Annotated in this window: 5 protein-coding genes; all 5 read left to right on the forward strand. The window is 67.7% G+C overall.

Features of this window, described 5'->3' with window-relative positions; translation table 11 throughout:
* Positions 1-2 precede the first annotated feature (2 nt).
* The 5 genes from ACQ4WY_RS24530 to ACQ4WY_RS24550 all read left to right on the forward strand — a co-directional run bounded on the left by ACQ4WY_RS24530 (position 3) and on the right by ACQ4WY_RS24550 (position 18,966).
* Positions 3-560: an RNA polymerase sigma factor gene (locus tag ACQ4WY_RS24530; protein ID WP_071074977.1), complete on the forward strand. Its 558-nt coding sequence runs from the start codon at positions 3-5 to the stop codon at positions 558-560.
* Positions 553-1,500, forward strand: a complete 948-nt coding sequence (locus ACQ4WY_RS24535; protein ID WP_436506312.1) for a FecR family protein — start codon at positions 553-555, stop codon at positions 1,498-1,500. The genes ACQ4WY_RS24530 and ACQ4WY_RS24535 overlap by 8 nt, the downstream gene beginning before the upstream one ends.
* Before the next feature lie 174 nt (positions 1,501-1,674).
* A complete protein-coding gene (locus ACQ4WY_RS24540) occupies positions 1,675-15,339 on the forward strand; it encodes a filamentous hemagglutinin family protein (protein WP_436506313.1) in 13,665 nt (4,554 codons plus the stop codon).
* 142 nt (positions 15,340-15,481) lie between these two features.
* The gene (locus tag ACQ4WY_RS24545; RefSeq protein WP_436506314.1) at positions 15,482-17,119 is read left to right on the forward strand and encodes a ShlB/FhaC/HecB family hemolysin secretion/activation protein; all 1,638 of its coding nucleotides are present in this window, start codon (positions 15,482-15,484) and stop codon (positions 17,117-17,119) included.
* A 56-nt stretch (positions 17,120-17,175) separates the two neighbouring features.
* Positions 17,176-18,966, forward strand: a complete 1,791-nt coding sequence (locus ACQ4WY_RS24550) for a DUF2341 domain-containing protein (RefSeq protein WP_436506315.1) — start codon at positions 17,176-17,178, stop codon at positions 18,964-18,966.
* The last annotated feature ends 2 nt before the right edge of the window (positions 18,967-18,968 follow it).

Consider the following 18,968-nt stretch of genomic DNA (forward strand, 5'->3'; position numbering starts at 1 on the left):
GCATGTCGGAATTACTCAAAACCACCTTGCGCAAGCTGTTCCTGGAACGCTACGGACAGTTTCGCCGGCACCTGCAGCGCCGCCTGGGCTCGGAAGACCTGGCCAACGACGCGCTGCATGAAACGTACTTGCGGGTGGAACGGATGAACGCGCCCGAAGCAATCAGCTACCCGTCCGCCTACCTGATGCGCATCGCCATCAACATTGCGGAAGATCAACGCCGCGACAATGCGCGCCTGCTCAGCCTGCCGGATATCGACGACTTGTACGAGATGGCCGATGAATTGGCCGACCCGGCCCGCACCTTCAGCGCGCGCGCCGAGCTGGAAGAACTGGAACGGGCCTTGCAGGAGTTGCCGAAACGCCGGCGCGCCATCGTCATCGCCGCCCGCGTCGACCAGTTGCCGCACCGCGACATCGCCGAGCGCTTCGGCATTTCCGCCCGTACGGTGGAGAAGGAATTGCGCGCCGGCCTGGAACATTGCTGCGAGCGCATGGGACGCGATTTCATTCAGCGCTTCGGTCCCGGCGCGGGAAAAACGTCTAAACATCATGACTGAACAAGCGGAAGACGACATGAGTGTCATCCAGAAGGAAGCGCAGGCGTGGGTCGTGCGCCTGGCCTCGGGCCAGGTCAGCGAGCGCGATGCGCAAGTGTTTCGCCACTGGTGTGCGCGCAGCCGCAAGCATGCCAACGCGTTTGCCGAGGCGCGCGCCGTGTGGGGCGCGATGGCGCCGGCCGCGCGCGCCGTCAAGCGGGCGCAGGCGCCCGTCAACACGGCGCGGCGCGCCTGGCTGGGCGGCGCCGTGGCTGCCTCGCTGGGCTTGCTGGTGCTGCGCCCGTCCACGGATCTGTGGCCGGCCGTGGCGGGCCTGGGCGCCGACTATGCCACGGGCACGGGCGAGCAGCGCGAAGTGGCGCTCGACGGCGGCGTGCTGGTGCAGATGAATACGCAGACGCGCCTCGACGCGGCGCCCCTGCAGGACGGTGCCGCGGCGCTGGTGCTGCTGGCGGGCGAGGCGGAATTCCAGGCCGGCTTGCGCGGTGCGGCGCGTGTGCGCGTGCAGGCGGGCGACGGCACGGTGTCGGCCGGCAGCGCGCGCTTCAATATCCGGCTGTTCGGCCAGGAAGTATGCGTGACCTGCCTGGCGGGCCGCCTGCGTGTGGCGCAGGCTGGCAACGATGCGGAACTGGCTGCCGGCCAGCAGCTGCGCTACCGGCCCGAGCATTTCGGCACCGCGCGCGCGGTGGCGAAGAGCGACGTCAGCGCGTGGCGCCAGCGCCTGCTGGTGTTCAAGCAAAGCACCCTGGCCGAGGTGGTGGACGAGGTGAACCGCTACCGTCCCGGCAAGCTGATCCTCAATGGCGACGCCTTGAAACTCACGCGCGTGCAAGCGAGCTTTTCGCTCGACCGCCTCGACGACGTGATCGCCCTGATCCAGGATGCGTATGGCGCGCGGGTGACGCGTTTGCCGGGCGGCATCGTGCTGTTTGGCTGAGCGCCAAGGCGGGGCGCCAATTATGACATTTTCATGACCTTTTGCAGTCCCGGACCTTGTTCCCTGTCAATGCTGCTGGAAGCCGCGAATCAGTGCCTGCCGCCCGCCCCCGTGCGTGCCGCGCGCCGCCTCGCGATATCGGTCAGCAACGGAACATGAAAAGGGAATGTCGCCATGCAGCGAAGCAAGTCGGTCACGAAACACGCATCCTCCTCCGCCATGGCGGGCAACCGGACCGGTCGCCCGGTGCGATTGAAACCGCTGGCGCTGGCTATCGCCATGCTGCTGCAGGCGGGCGGCGCGCAGGCGCAGCAGCCGTTCAGCGGCGCCTGGTTTGCCGGCAAGGGCGCGCAGCAGGGCACGGCCGCCGCCACGGGACGCTTGCCGAATGGCCAGCCGGCAACATCGCTGAATAATCCTTTGCTCCAGCAGCAAAAGGCCGAAGGCAAGCTGCAGCAATCGCTGAACAACCTGCTGCTGGCCGCGCGCGGCATCGCCGCCGAGCAGGCGGTGCAGGCGGCCGCGCGCCAGGCGGCGCTGGCCGCCGGCGGCGCACCCGATGGCCTGGTCAAGGGCGGCTTGCAGGTCGACAGCAACAGCCTGACGGCGGGCTGGCTCAACGCCCAGGCGCCCGTGCAGACCCAGGCCGACGGCAAGACCGTCGTGAAGGTCGTGCAGACGGACGACAAGGCGATCTTGAACTGGGAAAGCTTTAACGTCGGCAAGAACACCACCCTGCAGTTCGAGCAGAAATCGCACTGGGCCCTGTTGAACCGCGTGAACGATCCGCTGGCGCGCCCCAGCCAGATCCAGGGCCAGATCAAGGCCGACGGCACGGTGATGATCGTCAACCGCAACGGCATCGTGTTTACGGGCAGCAGCCAGATCGATACGCGCAACCTGGCGGCGGCCGCCATGGGCATGAGCGACAGCCAGTTCAAGAGCGGTTTGTATGGCAAGGCGCAGGGTGCGGGCGCCGTGCCGACCTTCGCAAATGATTTGCTGCTGGGCCAGAATGCCTACACGCATGGCGCGGCCGAGGCGGACGTCGTCGTCGCCGCCGGCGCGCGCATCGACACGCGCAAGCCGCAGACGGTCACCGAGGGCGGCGGCTATGTGCTGCTGGCCGGGCGCAGCGTCGAGAATGCGGGCGCCATCACCACGCCGAATGGCCAGACCACCCTGGCGGCAGGCGACGCCATCGCCGTGCGCCAGGGCATGGGCACGGACAAGAACCAGTATTCGAGCACGCGCGGCAATGAAGTCGAGATGCTGCGCGTGGCCGGCAGCAGCGCCGGCAGCGTCGTCAACAACGGCTTGATCCAGGCGGCGACGGGCGACATCACGCTCAGCGGCAATAGCGTACGCCAGGATGGCGTGCTGTTGTCGAGCACCACCGTCAACGGTCGCGGCACGATACACCTGGCGGCGGCGGGCGAGAACGCTGGCGTCACCCTGGCGCGCGGCAGCGTCAGCGCCATCCTCATCGATGACAACGGCGCCACCGCGCTCGACGTGCAGCGCGATACCTTGCTGAAAGACACGGGCAAGGGAACGGACACGCCGCAGGACCGGCGCGACCAGTCGCTGCTGCGCATCGTCTCCGCCGGCAACGTCGAGTTCGAAGGCGATTCGCTGACCCTGGCCACGGGCGGCCAGGTGCTTGCCGATGCGGCCCGTCGCAGCCACGTGGCGCGCGGCGCCGCCATCGACGTTTCCGGCGCCGTCGGCGTGAAGGTCGACATGAGCAGCAACAATGTGCTGATCAATGTGCAAGGCAACGAGCAGCGCGACGCACCGGGTAGCCGCGATGCCAAATATCTCAACAACAGCGATGTGTGGGTCGACCGCCGCGACCTGGTGCTGGTGCCAGCTGGCACCAACGGCTACGCCACGGACCGCTGGTACACGGCCGGCGGCTTGCTGGAAGTGAGTGGCTACCTGAACACCAGCGGCCACGGTATCGGCGAGTGGGCGGCCCAGGGCGGTACCGTCGGCTTTGGCGGCGGCGAAGTGGTGACGCAGGCTGGTTCGCGCATCAATATCGCCGGCGGGTCGCTGGACGTGCAGACGGGCATGGTCAAGCAGACGTGGCTGAAGGGGGCCGATGGCGCGATGTATAAGCTGAGCACGGCTCCCGGCGACAATCTGTACACGGGCCTGTATCGCGGCTATGAAAGCACGCATGCGCGCTGGGGCGCGAACACGACGGAAACCCACGCGAATGCCTTGATCGGGCCCCGCGAGCGCCTGGAAAATGGCTACACGGTGGGCCGCGATGCGGGCCGTTTGATCGTTTCCACGGGTGCCGCCGTGCTGGAAGGCGACATCGATACGTCCGTGTTTCAGGGTGAACGCCAGCAGCGCAAGCGCGATGAAGGCATGGATAGCTACAAGCAGTCGCAGACGGCGGCGGCGCGCGCCGGTCAATTGATTGTGGGCAAAATGACGCCCGTCTTCGATCCCAAGGCGGGCCAGTTGCGCGACAGCCCGCAAGCTGTGCTGCAAAACGTCGAGATCGGCAAGGTAGCAGCCATCGCCGATGGCCAGTTGCTGAGCGAAGCCTTGCCGGCCGCGCGCAGCAAAGCCTTGCAGCTCGACGCGGACTGGCTCAATGGCCTGGAACTGGGCGCGCTCAATATCTATGCCTACGACAAGCTCGACGTTAATGCGGACGTGCGCGTGGCCGATGGCGGCGACATCGCCCTGCACGCCACCGACGTGGCCATCAAGGCCAATGTCAGTGCGCGCAGTGGCAGTATCGCCGCCGGCAATATGGTGTCGCGCTATCAGTCCAGCGGGAGCGCCACGTGGCTGGATGCGCCCATATCGCCGGAAGCGCGCCCCACGGGTCCGGCCGGCGTGCGCGTGGCGCCCGGCGTGCGCCTCGATGCGCGCGGCCTGTGGAGCAATTTGGAACTGGAACCGGGCGCCGTTGCCGGCTTGCCGTATGTGAACGGCGGCAAGGTCACACTGAAAAGTTCGGGCGGCATCGAACTGGCCGGCGGCAGCGTCATCGACGTTTCGTCCGGCGCCGCCCTGATGAGCAATGGCAGCCTGCAGGGCGGGCGCGGCGGCGACATCACCCTGGCCGTCGACTTGCCGCGCGAAAAAACGCCGACGGGCGCCTTGCTCAAGCTCGACGGCGAGTTGCGCGGCCACGGCGTGAAGGGCGGCGGGCGCCTGACGATCGACAGCGGCACGGCCGTCAGCATCGGCGGCAAGCTGCAGGGTGGCGACGTGCTGCCAGGGGGCAGCAGTGCCCCCGTCGGCCTGCGCCTGAACGATGATTTTTTGATCGCCAGGGGCGAGAAGATTCCCTTCGATTTCGCGCTCACACTCAGCCTGATCAAGCCGGGACAGACCTTGAGCCAAGTTGTGACGGCGGACGTGTCGTCGCAGAAACCGCTGGTCGTGGCGGCCAGCGTGGTGGTGCCGCCGGGCGCGAGCTTCTTCATCAACGGCACGACATATCTCCAGGGCGGTTCCATCGTTCCAGCCGGCAGCGTGGTAACGGCCATCAATGGCCTCACCACGGGTTTCGTGGTCTCGGCGGCGGCCTTTCCGAACGGCTTGCCCATCGTGCCGATAACGACGCAGTATGCGGCCGGCAGCATCGCCGCCGCCGACGTGCACGCGCCGCGCGGCGTGCTGCTGCCAAGCGGCACCATGCTGGGGCGCGACGTTGCCGTGCAGCCCATGCTGGCGCTGGACGCCAATCTGTTCCAGAGCGGCTTTGCCGACTATGCCGTCACGGGCCGTGACGGCGTCGCGGTGGTCAAGGATGCGCATATCGACGTGAGGATGCCTGTGCTGCGCTTCAAGCCCGCCACCGGCCACACAGTGGCGGGCGGCACCGATCCGGATGCCGCGCTGGAAGCGTGGACGCCGCAGCTGTACCAGGAAGATGCGCGCAAGGGCCAGCTGACGCAGCGCGCCGGCGCCGACCTGACGCTGACGGCCGGCAGCCCGTACGTGAAGGGCGCCCTGGCGGTGGCGCAAGGCGCCGTCGTCACGGTCGATCCGGGCCGCCAGATCAACATGACGAGCAATGGCCAGGTCAGCATCGATGGCCGCCTCGACGCCTGGGGCGGCAAGATCGCCGTGCTGCCCGGCACGCTTGGCACGGGCAGCGATGCGGATGTGCCGAACGGCAAGGGACAAGCCACGTCGATCTGGATCGGCGAACACGCCGTGCTCGACGTGGCCGGCCGCGCCACCGTCGCCACCGACATGCGCGGTGGGCGCTATGGCCGCGCCGACAAGGGCGGCAGCATCGAAATCGGCGCCCGCTACAAGGCCGACGCCGCCAGCGTCGATGCGGCCGATGCCTTTATCGTCGTGCGCCCGGGCGCACTGCTCGACGCCAGCGGCGCGCAAGCCACGCTGGACTTGCCGAAGCAGGGCGCCGTCAACGTGGCCGGCAGCGGCGGTTTGATTTCGCTCAGTTCGTACAACGGCATCTTTGCCGACGGTACCCTGCGCGCGCTGGCCGGTGGTGCCGGGGCGGCCGGCGGCACCCTGGCGATGGCCTTGGACACGCCCAATTACGGCCAGGTGAACCGCCTGACGCTGCAAGGCGACAGCGTTGCCAATGCGGTGCGGGTGCCGCGCGAATTCGTGCTGGCGCAAGTGCAGGGCGAGAGCGTCTTGCCGGCCGGTTTGCGCGCGGGCCAGCAGGATGAAGCCTTGCGCTACGGCAGCGCGCGCCTGGGCGTCGACCGCGTGCAGGCAGGCGGCTTCGACAACCTGGCCATGCATGTGAACGGCATGCTCAGCGTGGCAGGCGACGTCAACCTGGCGCTGGGCCAGAGCCTGCGCCTGAGCGCCACATCGCTGGGCCTGGCGCAGCCGCAGCAACAGTCGCAGCCGGCTGCGGAAGGCCAGGACAAGGTGCCAGGCCTGGCCAGCCAGGTACATCTGGCGGCGCCGTATGTGCGCCTGGGAACGGCCGCGCGCGCGGAGAAAGATAACTACATCGTGCCCAATGCCGTGAAAGGGTCGAAAAACTCGGGCAAGGGGCGCGGCATGCTGGGCGTGCCGCTGGTGGCCGATGGCTCCCTGCTGCAGATCGATGCGGGCATGCTCGATCTCGCGGGCGAGGTCAACATGGGCACGCGCGGCGAGATCGTGCAGAGCAGCGGCAAGCCGCTGGCCGTCGAACGCGATGCCTTCGAACAACTGACCCTGAACAGCCGCGGCGACTTGCGCATGTCGAACAACGCCGCCCTGTACCAGCCGGGCAACGCCACTCTGGTCGCGGCGCAAATCTATCCGGCCACGGGCGACAGCGGCATGGTCACGGTGGGGCAGAGCAGCCGGGTCGACGAATACGGCAACGTGCGCGTCACGCTCGATCCGCTGCGCACCCTCACTGTCGAGCGCAGCGCCGGCAGCGCCACGCCGAACCAGCCCTATTCCGTGTTTGGCAGCTTGAGCCTGGTTGCGCCCACCATCAACCAACACGGCGTGCTGCGCGCGCCGCTGGGCAAGATCACCCTGGGCGCCGAAGGCTTTGAAGCCTACACGGGCCATGTCAATCTGTTGCCAGGCAGCCTGACGTCGGTCAGCGCAAAAGGCTTGACGATGCCGTATGGCGGCACGCTCGATGGCCTCAGTTACCTGTACGACGGCAACGATGTCGTGTTCAAGGGCGTGGGCAATGGCCCCGAGATCGCCTTGACGGGCGCCGCCATCGACGTGCAAGCCGGCGCCGTGCTCGACCTGTCGGGCGGCGGCACCTTGACGGGCGCGGCTTTTTTGGCCGGACGCGGCGGCTCCACCGATGCGCGCCTCAATCCGCTGGTGCAGATGAAGCCGAATGGCGGTTTCACCCTGCCCGGCCTGAATACCAATCCCGTGTACGCCATCATTCCCGGCGTGCAGCCGGACGTGGCGCCTTTGATGGCCGAGCAAGGTGCGGGCAAGCCTGCCGTGGGACGCCAGATCACCATCGCCGCGGGCGTGCCCGGCCTGGCCGCTGGCACCTATACCCTGTTGCCATCGAATTTCGCCTTGCTGCCGGGCGCCTTCCGCGTGGAACTCAATGGCCTGGCCGGCGCTGCCGAAGCGGGCAGCACGGTAGCCATGCGCAATGGTTCGTATGCAACGGCGGCACAGACGGGCATCGCCGGCACGGCCATCCGCGACGCCGTGCCCGGCCAGGCCATCCTGACGCCGGCCGCCGTGCTGCGCAGCTATTCGCAATACAATGAAACGGGCTATGCCGCCTTTGCCGTGGCCCAGGCCACGCGCGACGGCGTGCCGCGCGCCACGCTGGAACGCGACGCCAAGGGCGTGCGCGTGCAGCTGATCGCTCCAGCCCTGCACAGCGTCGAGAATAACCACACGCCATTGATGATGGATGGCAGCGCCCTGTACACGCCGGCCGAGGGCGGCTTCGGCGGCTCGCTGCTGCTGGGCACGGGTGCCCATGCGGGTACCCGCTACGAAGTGCTGGGCGACGGCACGGCACCGTTGGCGGACTTCAATGGCGTCTCCGTGCACGCCTCGCAGATCAACGCCTTTGGCGCCCAGCGCGTGGGCATCGGCGGTTTGCCGCGCGTCACCTACAGCGATATCGGTACGGGCAGCAACCAGCGCGCCAATATCGCCGCCGTCAACGAATCGGCGGGCGGCATCGTGCTGCGCGACGGCGCCGTGCTGAAGGCGGCCGAAGTGTTCCTGGTGACCACGAAAACCAACGACGGCATCTTCCTCGAGCAGGGATCGGGCATCAATACGCTGGGCCGCGGCAAGGCGGCCTGGGACTCGCGCGATGGCTATGTTTACCAGCCGATGGGCAGCGTGCTGGCCGTCTCGAACGGCTGGCTGGACATGCTGCCGGCCGTGCGCACGCCGTCCGATTCGGATGGTCCCGGCATCATCGACATCGGCGCGTGCGCCAAGGCGAATGGTGTCTGCGGCGGCACGACCTCGCTGTATTCGGAAGGCACCATCGCCGCCGTGACGGAGCGCGCTTTTACCCTGCGCGATAACGTGCGCTACGGTACGCGCAACTTGGTGCTGGCGATGGGGGCTATCAATATCGGCAGTGAAGCTGCGCTGGCGGACGCCCGCGCCCGCGGCGCCCTGCCGGACGGCCTGGCGCTGAACCAGGGCGTGCTCGACCGCCTGCTGCGCGGCGACACCAGCACGGGCGCACCGGCGCTGGAAAGCCTGGGCTTGACGGCGCGCAACTCCTTCAATTTCTATGATTCTGCGCAACTGTCGACCATCGATGCGGCCACGGGCAAGTCGTCGCTGTCGCGCCTGGTGCTCAATACGCCCGCCATCTACGGCTATGGCGGCGCCGACGCGCTGGCGCGCATCCACACGGACACTCTCGTGTGGCAGGGCGCGACGAATGCGCCCGGCGCCGTCGTCGCGGCTGGCCCCGGCACGGGCAGCGGCCGCCTGCAGGTTGATGCCAAGCGCATCGAGTTCGGTTTCACGGCGGACAGCCGTCCCGACACCATCCACACCCTGGACCGTTTGATACTGGGCTTCGGCCAGGTGGCGCTGAATGCCAGCGAGCAAGTCACCGCCAACAACAAGGGCAGCCTGTCCGTGTATCAGTCGCAAAGTGCGTGGGACACGGCCACCAATGGCTTTCACAACAGCGGCGGTAATCTGCTGATCAACACGCCGCTGCTGACGGGCGCGGCCGGTTCCGTCAACCGCATCACGGCGGGCGGCGAGCTGAAGGTGAGCGCGCCGGCAGGCGCGGCCGCCACCACGCCGACGAATGCGGCGCTGGCCGGCGCCCTGGGCGCCGAAGTGGCGCTGAGCGGCAACAGCGTCAGCGTGGATACGTCCGTGGTCTTGCCAAGCGGAAAATTGACCCTGTCGGCCGAGCGCGATGTGCTGCTGGGCGACAAGGCCAAGCTGGACCTGGCGGGCCGCAAGATCGATTTCTATGACACCAGCAAGTACAGCTGGGGTGGCGACGTGATACTCGACAGCCGCGAGGGCGACGTGCGCCAGGCGGCCGCTTCCGTGATCGACGTGTCGGCCGTGAACAACCGTGCCGGCAAGCTGAGCGTGATCGCCACGGGCGATGCGGCCGGCACGGCCGACTTGCGCGGCACTTTGCTGGGCGGCGCCAGCGGCAGCTATGACGCGGGCGGCACGCAGGTGCCCTACGCGGCTGGCGGCCTGGAGATCCGCGCCCAGCATCTCGGCGACTTTGCCGGCCTGAACCAGCGCTTGAACACGGGCAAGGTGTTCGGCAGCCGCAGCTTCCAGCTCAAGCAGGGCGATCTGGCCATCGGCGACGAGCTCAAGGCGCGCGAAGTGAGCGTGTCCGTCGACGGCGGCAGCTTGACGGTGAACGGCCGCATCGATGCCAGCGGTGAACAGGTGGGCAGCATCCGCCTGGCCGGCCGCGACGGCGTCACCATCAAATCCGGCGCCGTGCTCGACGCGCATGGCACGGTGCTGCGCACGGACAGCTACGGGCAAGTGATCGAGGCGCCGAACCGCGCCGTGATCGAGCTGGCTGCGCCCGGCGGACGCCTGACCCTGGAAAGCGGCGCGCGGCTGGACCTGCGCAGCGGAGACAAGGGCGGCAGCTATGGCAGCATCGACCTGAACGCGCGCCGCCTCGGTGGCGCCACGGGCGACGATATCGACATCGATGCGGCTGGCGCGCTGAACATCGCCGGTGCGCGCACCATCAACGTCAACGCCTTCTGGCAATACAAGGATGCGCCCGCCGGTGCGGGCAAGGATGCGGATGGCCGCAGCTATCAGAGCATCAACCAGGCCTATCTGGACGAGAAACACGGGGACAGCCAGGCCTTTATGGTAAAGGCGCTGGCGAATGGCAACTTGATGAACAGCAAGCTGCGCGGCTTGCGCGGCGATGCCAACGCTTTCCACCTGCGCCCTGGCGTCGAGATCGTCAGCGCCACGCCGGGCGGCGACCTGCATGTCGACGGCGACATCGACCTGTCCGGCCACCGCTACGACGGCGTCAATCCGCTGGCGCGCCTGAGCGGCGTGTACGGCTCGGGCGAGGCCGGTGCGCTGGTCGTGCGCGCCGGTGGCAAGCTCAGCGTCTTTGGCAGTATCACGGATGGCTTCGATACCCGCAGCCTGCCTGTCACGCCGGACGACCAGGGCTGGCAACTGGTGAAGGGCCGCCTGCCGTGGGGCGGCGAGGTCGTCGTGCCGCAAGCGGGCCTGGTGACACTGGCCGAAGACACGTATTTCGTCTCGGGCACGAGCGTCAATTTCGCCGTGCCGATGAAAGCCATGCAACTGCGCGGCGGCACCTTGCTGGCGGCGCCCGCCACCTTGACGGCGGAGTTGACCTTGCCTGCCGGTAGTGTGCTGGGCGGCGCAGTGCGCAACGCCGACGGCAGCGTGCTGTACGCGGCTGGCACCGTCTTGCCGAAGGCGCTGACCCTGTCGAGCGGCATACAGCTCGATCCCGGCCTGCGCCTGCCCGGCGCGGCCAGTGTCGCGGCCATGCTGTGGCCGGCGAATGTGGCTTTGCCCTTCCCGGAAGGCAAGCCGCGGGACACGGGCGATAGCGTCAATTCCGTCAACGGCGTGGTGCTGGCCTCGGCGCTGGCGCTGGACAAGGGCAGCGTGCTGCCGGCCGGCACGCTGGTCAAGCTGCCTGGAGACGCGACCATAGTGGCGCTGCGCCCTGCCGACGGGGCGGGCCGCCAGGGTCGCAACCTGGCGCTGGCGCCCATGCTGGCCCAGGGTTCGCAAGCGTGGTCGCTGCGCCTGGTGGGCGGCGCCGATACGGCTGCCGCCGATACGCGCGCGCTGCGGCCGCATGCGAAGGATGCCCATCTGATGCTGGCCGATACGCATTACGGCATGGGCGCTGCCCGCGAGTTAATTCCAGGCACCGGCTTACCCGGACAATACATATGGGGCGACGATGCCGCCCAGATTGGGCAGGAACCGGGCACGCCGATCGATATGAGCCAATTTCCCAATGAACAAGACCTTCTTGACTACAACGACTGGGGTATTGGCGTGCTCGTGGTCAAGATCGCCGATGGCACGCCGCCCGAATACAGGGACGTGATTGCGCCGGCGCGCCAGCCCTTGCTCAGCGTGCTGCGCACGGGCACGGGCGACCTCGATTTGCTGGCTGCCGGCGATTTCGACATGCGTTCGCTGTACGGCGTCTACACGGCGGGCACGCAGTCGGCCTCGCCGCTGGTCGATGGCAAGGATCTGTTCAATCTGCCGCGCGGCCTGAGCGCCAAGGGCAAGTTGCTCGGCGCGCTCGATGACAATTTGACGCGCTTCGTCGATGGCGGCAGCGAGAGCCTGTACCGCGCCTGGTATCCCGAGCACGGCGGCAACCTGCTGTTGCGCGCCCAGGGCGACGTCAAGGGCGACACGGTGGGCACCGCACTCACCCGCCGCGAGGATGCCATCGGCACCCTGAACGCGCAGCAGGACACCAGCGACATCGGCACCTGGTTGTGGCGCCAGGGTAGCGGCAGCACGGGCGCGGGCGTGCCGACGGCATGGTGGATCAACTTCGGCACCTATGTCGCGCGCCCCGAAGGCGGCGACCTGTTTGCCGGCCAGCCTATCGTGTCGGGTTTTACGGGCATCGGCACCCTGGGTGGCGGCAATGTGCTGCTGCAGGCGGGCGGCGACGCCGGCATGCTGACCTCGCGCGCCGATCCGGGCGGCGCATACACGCCGCGCAGCCAGGGCCTGAACGTGGCCGTGGGCAGCACGGGCAGGGTGACGCCGGACGGCAAGCTGCTGCTGACCGGTGGCGGCGACCTCGACATCCGCATCGGCGGCGGCCTCAACCCTGTCGCCGCGGTGCGCAGCTTCGATGCAAACAGCGACTTCCCGAATGCCGATACGCGCTTCGAGCGCCAGTATCCCACGCTCAACAGCACCTTCACCAATCTGCGTGGCGCGCTGCGCATGGAAGCGGGCGCCGTGGGCGGCGTCGAGCTGCGTTTCGACCGCGCCGATCCGAAGGAATCGCGGCCGTATGAAACCTACACGGCGGGCACGGCCATCGCCAGCGGCGGGCCTATCCTGGTGCCGGGCGACAGCGGCGTGCGCATTGATGCGCGTGGCGACCTGGTGCTGGGCGGCACGGCCGATGCGGGCCGCGTCAAGCAGCTGGCCAACGGCTCGCCGTTCAACTACCAGGGCGTGGAGCGCAAGGGCGAGGGCTGGAGCTGGTTCTCGCTGTGGACGCCGGCCACGGCCATCGACCTGTTCAGCGCGGGCGGCAATCTGACGCCGACGTCCGCCTGGATCCAATCGGTGACGGGCGACAACCACGCGCCATCGGACGGGCGTTACGTCATGCCATCCGTGCTGCGCGCCGTGGCCGCCAGCGGCAGCTTGTACTACGGCAATGCCAGCCTGGGCCGGGAGGGCGAGAGTGGCAAGGTCGACATGCCGCAAAACGGCGTGATCCTGGCGCCGTCGCCGGTGGCGCCGCAATTTGTCAGGACGGGCACGGGCCAGCTGGAAATGCTGGCCGCCGATTCCATCCATGCGGCTGGCTATCCGATCACGCCATCGGGCGCCGATCCGCGCCTGTTGCCGAACCCGTTCAACCCCGGTTTCGTCGGTGCGCTGGACAAGGTCTGGTTCGGCCTGTTGCCGCTGCATAACGTCAGTGCGAATGCGCTGGCGCCCTCGCCACTGCTATCGTTTGGTTCGAATCCCAACGGCGCCGGCGAGGCCGCACAGACCTATCCGCTGTTCAGCATGACGGCGCCGACGGTGTCGGACTATGTGCCGGTGGGCCAGGTGCCCGCGCATTTCTATGCCAACAGCGGCGACATCGTCGGCCTGCGAACGGGCGGCATCGTGTACCGGGGGACACTGAAAGGTGAAACGGGCCCGCTGGGCGTGTGGTACGAGGGCGGCGGCGCCGTCGCCGTGCGCGCCGGACGCGACATCGTCAATTCCGGCACACCGCTCGGCAGCGTCGAGAACGTGCCGGAAGGCGCGGCGGGATGGACCAGCAAGGGCTATGCCGGCCGGCCCGACTATCCGGACAAGCCGGTCGTCTCCGGCGTCTCGTCGGCGCGCGGCAACCTGTTCGTGCACCGCCATGCTGACGACGTTTCCGTCGTCAGCGCCGGACGCGACATCCGCTACAGCACTTTCTATGTGGCGGGATCGGGCCAGCTGAACGTGAGCGCCGGGCGTGACCTGTACATGGCCGACAAGGCGGAGTTGCGCAGCCTCGGCGCCATCGTCAATGCCGGTACCGGCGCCAGCGGCAATGGCGCCGGCATCAGCGTGGCCGCCGGCGTGGGCCGCAATGGCCCCGACTATGCAGCCTTCGCGGCGCGCTACCTGGACCCGGCCAAGCTGGCGGACCCAGGCCGGCCGCTGGCCGACCAGGCCGGCAGCGCCGTGTACGTCTACGGCGGCAAGCTGACCCTGGCTGACTGGCTGCGTGGCCAGTTTGGCTACAAAGGCGACGAGGCGGGCGCATCCGCCTTCCTCGGCACGAAGCAGGCTGAACTGGAGAAGGCCGGCCAGCAGACGGGCGGCGTGCGGCGCGACCTGGCGCGCGAATATGCGCAGGTGAGCCAGCTGCATCTGGTGAACTGGCTGACGACGCGCTTTGGCGGCGACAGCGGCCTGGGCATCCGCTACGACCCGGCCACCGATGCGCGCAGCTTCTTTGCCGCCTTGCCGAAGGAACAGCAGCAGGTGTACCTGAGCAACGTCTACTTTGCCGAACTGAAGGCGGCCGGGCGCGAATACAACGATCCGGACGGCATGCGCCGCGGCAGCTACCTGCGCGGCCGCGAAGCCATCGCCACCCTGTTCCCATCGCAGGACAAGGCGGGCAAGAAGATCGAGTACAAGGGCGACCTGACGATGTTCAGCAGCGCGCTGTATACGGTCAATGACTACGACGGCATTTACACCAAGCGGCCGCTGGCGGGCGTGCGCTACCTGAGTCCGCAGGAATGGGCCGAAGCGGGTCGTCCGACCGTCAACGTGCCGCACGTGATCGTCAACGATGCCGGCATCCACACCGACTTCGGCGGCGATATTGGCATCACGGTGCCGGGCGGGCGCGCGCTGATCGGCGTCGATGGCGGCTATGCGCCGGGCGAAGGCTCGGGCGTGCTGACGCAGGGGGCGGGCGAGATCCAGATGTATGCGAAAGACAGCATCCTGCTGGGCCAGAGCCGCATCTTCACCACCTTCGGCGGCAACATCCTGGCCTGGTCGGCCACGGGCGACATCAATGCGGGCCGTGGCACCAAGTCCACCGTCGTCTACACGCCGCAGCGCCGCACCTACGACAGCATCGGCCTGGTCAGCCTGTCGCCCAGCACGCCGAGCACGGGCGCCGGCATCGCCACCCTGAACCCGATCCCGGAGGTGCCGCCCGGCGACATCGACCTGATCGCCCCGCTGGGCAGCATCGACGCGGGCGAGGCGGGCATCCGCGTCTCGGGCAACGTTAACCTGGCCGCGCTGCAGGTGGTGAACGCGGAAAACATCCAGGTGCAGGGCAAGTCGGCGGGCATGCCGACGATCACCTCGGTGAACGTCGGCGCGCTCAGCAATGCCAGCGCGGCCGCGACACAGGCCGTGGGCGCGGCACAGGAGGTGCTGCAGCGCGAACGGGCCGCCACGCGCCAGGCGCTGCCGTCGCTGTTCACGGTGAAAGTGCTGGGCTTTGGCAACGAGCAGGCGGACGAAGCCGGGGCAGGCAAGCACCAGGGTGGCGAGCCGCAAGCGTCCAGCTACCAGCCGGCCGGCGTGGTGCAGGTGCTGGGCGCGGGGCCTTTGACGGCGCCGCAGCTGCAGGCGCTGACGCCGAACGAGCGGCGCGGCCTGCAACCGTGAGTTTTATGAACATTTGATGACATTCGGCAGTCGCCGCGCGCGGCGGCTGTCTAGGCATCAGTAGATCAGCATTAGCAGTGAAAAATACGCCGGCCCAGCGCCGCAACACAGGGCAACCGTTTGATTTTAAGGTGAATGGAAGATGCGTGAGATGAAAAAACAGGGCAAGGGGGCAGCACCCGCGGCACCCGCGACTGCCTTGACGATGCTGTGCCTGGCCATGCTGGCGTTGCCCGGCATGGCGCGCGCGCAGGACGCGATCCCGGCGGCGGCCCCCGTGGCCGCGCCGGAACGGCAAGTGACGATCGAGGAATACCTGGTGCGCGGCAATACCGTGCTCGATGCGCGTGCCATCGAAGAGGCGGTCACGCCCTTCCTGGGGCCGGGCCGTACCCTGAAGGACGTGGAAGGGGCGCGCGACGCCCTCGTTGCGGCCTATCAGGCGCGCGGCTACCAGTCCGTCTACGTGGACTTGCCCGAGCAGCAGGTGGAGCAGGGCGTGGTGGTGCTGCAGGTGAGCGAAACCAAGGTGGGGCGCTTGCGCGTGGTCGGCGCCCAATACAACTCGCCGCTCGACGTGCGCCAGCAAGTGCCGGCCTTGACGGAAGGCAAGGTACCCGACTTTACGCAGGCGCAAGTGGAACTGACGGCCCTGAACCGCGGACCCAAGCGTCAGGTGATGCCGCTGGTCAAGCAGGGCAGCCTGCCCGGCACCATGGACGTGGACTTGAAAGTGGAAGACAGCAGCCCATGGCGCGCCAGCGTGGGCTTGAACAACGATTACAGCGCCGATACCAAAAAATTGCGCACCAGCATGTCGGTCGGTCACGACAACCTGTGGCAGATGGGGCATAGCGCCACCATCAGCTTTTTCGGCACGCCGGGCGACCTGAACCAGACCAAGGTGTGGTCCGCCTCGTATGTGGCGCCCATCGGCACGCAGGGCTGGAGCGTGGAAGCGACCGGCTATCAATCGAACAGCAACGTGGCCAGCACGGGCGGCACCAGCGTGCTGGGCAAGGGCCACGCGCTGGGCATGAAAGTCAACTACACGGTGCCCAACAGCGGCATCTGGTGGCACAGCTTTTCTGCCGGCATCGATTTCAAGGATAACCAGGAAGCGCTGCAATTGAATGGCGCCGGCTCCAGCATTCCCCTGAAATACGTGCCGCTCAGCGTGGCCTACAACGGCTTTGCACAGACGGAGACGGCGACCTACGGCCTGGGCCTGTCGCTGGTGGCCGGCACGCGCGCCGCGTTCGGCTATGGCAGCAACAGCGCCGCCTATGACAACAAGCGCTACAAGGCTTCGCCCAGCTTCCTCGTGCTGAAGGGCGACGCCAACGCCACTTACACCCTGGGCAGCGGCGCGCAACTGCATGGCCGCATGTCGGGCCAGCTGGCCGACGCGGCGCTCGTCTCGGGCGAGCAGATGGCCGCCGGCGGCGCCAATTCCGTGCGCGGCTACCTGTCGGCCGAAGCGACGGGCGATTACGGCGTCTCGGGCACCGTCGAATGGCGCACGCCCCAGCTGACATATTTCAGCCGCCTGGAAAACTGGCGCTTGTTTGCCTTTGCCGATGGCGCGCGCTTGCGCCTGCGCGACCCGCTGCCGGAACAGAAAGACCTGTTCGGCCTGGCCTCCGTGGGCGTGGGCAGCAGTTTCCAGTTCCTGCGCTACCTGAATGGCCGCATCGATTTTGCTTACCCGCTGCGCGATGGCCCGCGCACGCACAAGCACGTGCGCCGCATCAATTTCAACCTGTCGGCCAGCTACTGACGGGCCAGCTCACCAGCACTGCACTTTTTTAGACTTTTCTTCGGAGAATCACTGTCATGCAACGTTTTCGACGTCTCTTATTCTTGCTCACGATCCTGGGCACGCTCGTTCCCGGCCTGGCGCATGCCTGGTGGCAGCCCGACTGGGCTTACCGCAAACCCGTCACCGTCGACGCTGGCCCGAAGGCCGGCGCCGTCGGCGGCGATCCCGGCCGCATTCCCGTGCTGCTGCGCTTGCATTCGGGTAACTTCAACTTCGAAGGCGTCAGCGACAACGGTGCCGACCTGCGCTTCGTGGCGGGCGACGACAAGACGGTGCTGAACCACCAGATCGAACAGTTCAACCCGCTGCTGGGCATCGCCCTGATCTGGGTTGACGTGCCGGCCCTGACGGCGGGCACGCCGCAGCAGTTGTGGATGTACTACGGCAATCCGAAGGCGCCCGCGTCCGGCAATGGCCAGCGTACTTTCGATCCCGACTACAGCCTGGTGTACCACTTCACCGAGCCGGGCGTGCCCTCGCGCGACAGCACCGCCTACGGCAACCATGCCCAGACGGCCGTGCCGGCGCTCGACGGTTCCGTCATCGGCGCCGGCGCCCGCCTGGGTACGGCGCCGCTGATGCTGCCTGCCTCGCCTTCGCTGGCGCTGGCCGCCGGCGCGTCATTCACCTTTTCCGCCTGGGTGCGTCCCGACAACCTGGGCGCGCGACAAGTGCTGTATGCACGCCGCGACGGCGCCAGTGAATTGCTGATCGGTATCGACCAGGGTGTGCCGTTCGTGCAGGTGAATGGCCAGCGCAGCAAGCCCGGCCAACCGATCCAGGCCGCGCAATGGTCGCACCTGGCCGTGAAAGCCGATAAAAACAATGTGGCCCTGTATGTGGGTGGCCGTCCGGCCGTATCGCTGGCCACCGCGCTGCCGGCCTTCACCACGGCCGCGTCGGTGGGCGCCGATGCGTCGCCGGCCGCCTCCGGCGCCGACACCCTGGCCAACTTTACGGGCGCCATTGACGAGCTGCGCCTGTCGCGCACGGCCCGTCCCGATGCGCTGCTGCTGGCCGACGCCGTCTCGCAAGCTTCCGAGTCGCGCCTGGCCGTGTTTGGCGCAGATGAACAGCAGGCCGGCAAAAGCCATTTCGGCTTCATTATCGCCGCCATGCCGCTCGACGCCTGGATCGTCGTCGGCGTGCTGGGCCTGATGATGGTCTTGTCGTGGATCATCATGATCGGCAAGGGCCGCAGCTATGGCGCCATCTCGCGCGCCAATGCGCAATTCATGCAGTCGTTCCACGAAGCGGCCGGCGCGCCGCTGGACCACCTGGCGCGCAACGGCAAGCTGAGCGCTTCCGTGAAGACGGATTCCTCGCTGTGGCGTCTGTACGACGTGGCCATCGACGAGATGCGCCGCCGCCATGATCGCGGCTATGACCTGAACGCCGTCTCCAACGCGACGATCGGCGCCATCCGCGCCGCCATGGATGGCGTGATGGTGCGCGAAAGCGAGCGCATGTCGAAACGCATGATCTGGCTCTCCACCACCATCGAAGGCGCGCCGTATGTCGGCCTGTTCGGCACCGTGATCGGCATCATGCTGGTGTTCGTCGTCGCTGCCATGGCCGGCGCCGTGGACATCAACTCGGTGGCGCCGGGCATGGCGGCAGCGCTGCTGTGTACGGCTGCGGGCCTGGGCGTGGCGATTCCCGCCCTGTTCGGCTACAACTGGCTGTCCTCGCGTTCGGACGCCATCGTCGCCGATATGGCCGTCTTCGTCGATGAATTTGCCACGCGCCTGGCTGAAGAGCAGGGCGACGGACGCCAGATGCGTCCTGTGCTGCAACAGGCGTGAGG

This window comes from Janthinobacterium salmonicoloratum, assembly GCF_051380845.1.
GTDB classification, from domain to species: Bacteria; Pseudomonadota; Gammaproteobacteria; order Burkholderiales; family Burkholderiaceae_D; genus Janthinobacterium; species Janthinobacterium lividum_F.